Origin of the sequence: Streptomyces durbertensis (assembly GCF_014156695.1) — a bacterium.
Taxonomy (GTDB): Bacteria; Actinomycetota; Actinomycetes; order Streptomycetales; family Streptomycetaceae; genus Streptomyces; species Streptomyces durbertensis.
Genome location: NZ_WMLF01000546.1, coordinates 1 through 3,175, shown reverse-complemented (window position 1 = coordinate 3,175; position 3,175 = coordinate 1). Strand labels below are relative to the sequence as shown.

General features: G+C 75.7%; 5 protein-coding genes. 4 read left to right on the top strand and 1 reads right to left on the bottom strand.

Annotated elements, in window-relative coordinates:
• Window positions 1-22: 22 nt before the first annotated feature.
• A complete protein-coding gene (locus GL263_RS24095) occupies window positions 23-292 on the bottom strand; it encodes a hypothetical protein (protein ID WP_182857851.1) in 270 nt (89 codons plus the stop codon).
• 162 nt (window positions 293-454) lie between these two features.
• On the opposite strand from GL263_RS24095, the gene GL263_RS24090 reads away from it, so the two are divergent.
• The 4 genes from GL263_RS24090 to GL263_RS24075 form a co-directional block, all read left to right on the top strand.
• Complete coding sequence (locus tag GL263_RS24090; protein WP_182857850.1) at window positions 455-1,078, top strand: class I SAM-dependent methyltransferase; 624 nt, start codon at window positions 455-457, stop codon at window positions 1,076-1,078.
• Between the two features lie 289 nt (window positions 1,079-1,367).
• Window positions 1,368-2,051: an ATP-binding cassette domain-containing protein gene (locus GL263_RS24085; protein ID WP_182857849.1), complete on the top strand. Its 684-nt coding sequence runs from the start codon at window positions 1,368-1,370 to the stop codon at window positions 2,049-2,051.
• A complete protein-coding gene (locus GL263_RS24080) occupies window positions 2,048-2,671 on the top strand; it encodes an FtsX-like permease family protein (protein WP_182857848.1) in 624 nt (207 codons plus the stop codon). The genes GL263_RS24085 and GL263_RS24080 overlap by 4 nt, the downstream gene beginning before the upstream one ends.
• 120 nt (window positions 2,672-2,791) lie before the next feature.
• Window positions 2,792-3,175, top strand: a 384-nt coding sequence (locus GL263_RS24075; RefSeq protein ID WP_228456785.1) for a hypothetical protein, incomplete at its 3' end; no start/stop codon positions are given.

Here is a 3,175-nt window from a genome sequence, read left to right as displayed (position 1 = left end):
GGCCGGGGCAGGCCGGTCGGTGTCAGTAGAGGTGGGGGGTGAGGGCGAAGGCGAAGAGGTAGAGGAGGCTCGCCAGGCCGGTGGCGAGGCCGACGGCGCACTGGATCTGCCGGTAGCCGCTGGCGAAGCCGAGGCCCCCGAGGGCCGCGCCGAGTCCACCGGCCACGAGGGCGAAGAAAGCGGAGAAGAAGCCGTACGCCATCACACCTGCGAAGGCGACGAGGCCGAAGAAGAGGGATACGGGCCCGTAGAGGGTCGCGGGATTGTCGTTGGCGGTCGATCGACTGGTCATGTCGGATCTTGTCCTTCCTCGCATGCCGGCGGGCCTGCGGAGGTGGGATTCCCCTGTACGTCTCATCATGGCACCGGGCGGGGGCGCGCTCGACGCCGGGTGCCGGTCGGCGCCCGGGGGGACCAAGGGCTTGGCGGCGGGGTTCGCGAGTACCGTGACCGGATGGGCTCGCACGGCACGGACGGCTACTGGAACCACAACGCGCACTACCATCCACTGGTCCTGGCCGCCGTGCCCGATGGTTGCTGCTCGGCGCTTGAAGTGGGCTGCGGCGACGGGATGTTGGCGCGGATGCTGAGCAGGGTGGCGGGGTCGGTGACGGCGGTGGACCGGTCGCCGGAGATGGTCCGGCTGGCGAGGCGGAACACGCCGGCCGGCGGCCGGGTCGACTTCCGGCCGGTGGACGTGCTCGACGAGTCGTCGGGTGCGGAACTCCCGCACGCGTCCTTTGACTTCGTCTGCTCGGTGGCCGTACTGCATCATCTGGGCACGGCATCCGGTCTACGCCGGATGGCCGAACTGCTGCGACCGGGCGGGTCACTTGTGGTCGTCGGGCTGGCCCGGACGGTCACGCCGCTCGACTGGCTGGTGAGTGCGGCCGGCGTACCGGCGCACCGGATGCTGGCCCGCCGGCACGGCGGGTCGGTGGAACCGGCGGGGATGCCGGTCGCGGAGCCGGCGGAGAGCTGGGCGGAGGTCCGGCGGACCAGTGCCCGGCTGCTGCCCGGCCGCCGCTGGCGCCGCCACCTGCTGTGGCGCTACTCGATTCACTGGCGCAAACCCTGACCGCCCGGGCGCTCACCCGTGCGTCCCCTTGTCCACAGCTTGTGGACAGAAAGTCGCGCTCCCCGGCCGCGAGCCGGGCGCCGCCGCGCGTACGCCCCCGCCGAAAGGTGGGGGTAAGGATCCGTCTGCCGACGGACGGCTGGCGGGCGCCACGCCGATAGCGTGGAGACACGGACACGGAGAGTGCGGTCGGACCGGGCCGCGCATCCCTGCGGTGCCGTGCGGTCGGGGGGTCGCGCGGCGCCGCGACTCCGGCCGGTGAGGGGAAGGCGGCAGAAGGCACGTGGGCGTGCTGATCGAGGCACGCGGGGTGAGGGTGCCCTTCTCGTGTGCCGGACGGACGGCTCGAACGCCGCCCGGGATCGACCTCAGGGTCGGAACGGGCGCGGTCACCGTCCTCCTCGGTGCGCCCGACTCGGGGGCCTTCCGCCTGCTGCGCGTACTGGGCCTGCTCACGCCGCCCGGCGAGGGCCGCGTCCTGCTCGACGGACGGGACACCGGCGGCCTTCCCCGCTGGGAGCTGGCGGACATCCGCCGTGAGCGCTTCGGATACGTGCTGCCCGAGTGCGGGCTGCTGCCCCGGTACTCGGCGCGACAGAACGTGCTGCTGCCCTACGACGGCCGGTACGGGCCGGCAGAGAAGCGGGCGGAGTGGGCGCTGGAGCGGGTGGGTGTGCCCGCTGACCGCGGCGCGTGCCGCCCCGACGAGCTGAGCGCGGGTGAGCGGCGCCGGATCGTTCTCGCCCGCGCCCTGGTGAACGGGCCTTCGGCGGTTCTCGCGGGGGAGCCCACGGCCGGGCTTCCCGAGGCGGAGGGACGCCGCCTGCTCGACCTGTTGCGTGAACTCGCCGACGAGGGGCGGGCCGTGGTGATCGCCGCCCGGGGCCGCGAGTCGGTCGCCGGCGCGCACGAGGTGCACCGGCTGACGGCCGGGGCGGGGCTGCGAACGGTGACGCGGCGGAGGGCCGGGTGAGCCCGCTGCGGCTGGCCGTGTGGAACGTGGTGGCGTCGCGGCGACCGCTCTCGACCCTGCTCGCACCGGCCACCCTGGCCGCGGTCGCGTTGTCCACAGCCCTGTGCATGGCGGTGCTGGCCGGCGGCCCGGGCGCCCCTCCCCCGGAGACGGCGGCCGACGCCGTGCCCGCGGCGCACCCGGAACGTGCGGGCCCGACGGGCCGCGCGGCCGAGTCGGGCGGCACGCCCTCGGCGGTCGCCGTGTGGTCGGGCGTCGCGACGCTCACCGGGCTGGGGACGGTCGGGGCGTTTGCCGTCGGTGCCCGGGTCGCGCGGCGACGTGAGCGGGAGATCGGCGTGCTGAAGGCGGTCGGGTTCCGCGACGGCGATGTCGCGCGGATGCTGCTCGCCGAGGCGGGCGTCGTCGGCGCCTCGGCGGCGGTGGTGGGCGCCGGCGGCGGCTGGTTGCTCGGCACGGCGGCGGCGACGGTGCTCGGGCGCCGGGACGCCGGCGCGCTGCCGTCGCTTCCGCTGGCGGTGGGCGCGGCGGCCGTGCTGCTGGCGGCCCTCGCCGGGGCGACAGGTCCGGCCTACCGTGCCTACCGTCTGACCCCACTGGACGCGATGCGCCACCGCTGAGCCGGGCCGCCCGCTCGACGCGGGACCACAACGCCGCTCGCCGCACGCGGGACCTTGGCCGGGCGGGTCGGGGCCCAACGGCCCTGTGCCCGGGGGCTCGGGCGGGCGCAGGCTGCCGGTATGGGACGTGATCGTGAACCGCGCGCGGGGCGCCCGCCGCTTGCCGACCGGTGGGGTCGGCGGCTGGTGGGATCCCCGCTGAACGGGCTGCTGACGGCGTTCGGCGCACTGCGTTTTACCGGCGCGCGGCCTGCGCACGGCGGGACGCCGCTGTGGTTCCACTGGTGGCGGTGGACCACGCTCGGCGAAGCCGTCGGGTTCTGCTTCCCGGCCGTGGTCGCCGTCGCCCTGCTGGGCGCCTCCCCGGCGGTGTTGGGGGCGGCGCAGGCGCATGTGCTGCGGCGGGCGCTGCCCTCGGTGCGGGGCGGACGCTGGGTGGCGGCCACGGCGGTCGCCGCGGTGTTCGCGTGGGCTCTCGCGTTGGCGCCGACGGTGGTGCCGGGC

Excerpts from the sequence above, each read along its gene's own strand:
- GL263_RS24095 (WP_182857851.1), bottom strand. The coding sequence starts at position 292 with ATGACCAGTCGATCGACCGCCAACGACAATCCCGCGACCCTCTACGGG.
- GL263_RS24090 (WP_182857850.1), top strand. The coding sequence starts at position 455 with ATGGGCTCGCACGGCACGGACGGCTACTGGAACCACAACGCGCACTAC.